Origin of the sequence: Microcoleus sp. OTE_8_concoct_300 (assembly GCF_031383065.1) — a bacterium.
GTDB lineage: Bacteria > Cyanobacteriota > Cyanobacteriia > Cyanobacteriales > Microcoleaceae > Microcoleus.
On record NZ_JANMZH010000089.1, the window covers coordinates 1 to 1,027 of the forward strand.

General features: G+C 42.4%; 1 protein-coding gene. It reads right to left on the reverse strand.

What is annotated here, in order from left to right:
- Positions 1-183: 183 nt before the first annotated feature.
- Positions 184-738, reverse strand: a complete 555-nt coding sequence (locus tag ACUVJL_RS04360) for an RNA-guided endonuclease InsQ/TnpB family protein (protein ID WP_445244732.1) — start codon at positions 736-738, stop codon at positions 184-186.
- Between the last annotated feature and the right edge of the window lie 289 nt (positions 739-1,027).

Genomic DNA, 1,027 nt, shown 5'->3' on the forward strand with positions numbered 1-1,027 from the left:
CTCCGTTCTATCAAGACTACTAATTATCAAGAATTAGCCAAAGCCCTAGAGTGGGCGTTCAGTCAAGTTACATCATCAAATATTTTTAACTGGTTTACACACTGCTGTTATTGTACCTCATCTTTCTGAGAAAGGCTATAAAGGTGTTTTCTTCCTAACTTGTTAATCGCTTTTTTACGATTGCTAGAACCCTTCTTCTTCCCTTGAAACTCGTTTTTGCAATCGTTTTAAAGCTTTTTCGTTTTTGCCCAGATAGCGAGGGTTGGGAACTGTTTCACCATCACTGTCGGTATAGAAATGGTTTAATCCCACATCTATGCCAATAGCTTTACCAGTGGAAATAGATTCCCCTCTTCGTTCCACATCGATACAAAACTGAGCTCCGTAACCGTCGGCACGCCGAATCACCCTAACTCGCTTAATCTCGCTGGGTGCATAAAAATGCAAATGCCGACTGCCGACTAACTTGAAAGTTCCAGCAGCAAAACCGTCCGTAAATGTTAAACATTTCTTGTTGGAAGAAAGCTGCCAACCTGATGTCTTGTATTCTACGGAACGAGTATGTTTTTTGAACTGCGGGTATCCTTTTTTCCCTGATTTCTTGGCTTTACAATTGGCGAAAAAACGTTGGATAGCAAAAATGGCACGTTCGTGCCGTAGCTTGATGCGCCATCGAGTTAAGTTTGCCTGCCCATTCAAACAATGCGGCCATGATGGCACACTGTTTGTAGAGGTCAATCAGCTTAACTCCTTGATTTTCGATCCAGTATCTAAGAGTTTTATTTCTGACAAATTGAGCTGTCCGAATCATTTCGTCGATGACTCGGTATTGCTGCGTTTTGCCTTTCAACTTAAACTCTAATACGATCATCCAAGTATCCTATCACACCTTTGACACTCCCCTGGCTGAAGCCGAGGGGATTCTTAATTCAGCGACTGACCTTAAAATGTTCTGTCCTTACGGCAATACTTAAACCTTTCAACCGTGGGGATACCACCAATTGACGAGCCTAATTCAGAAGCATCC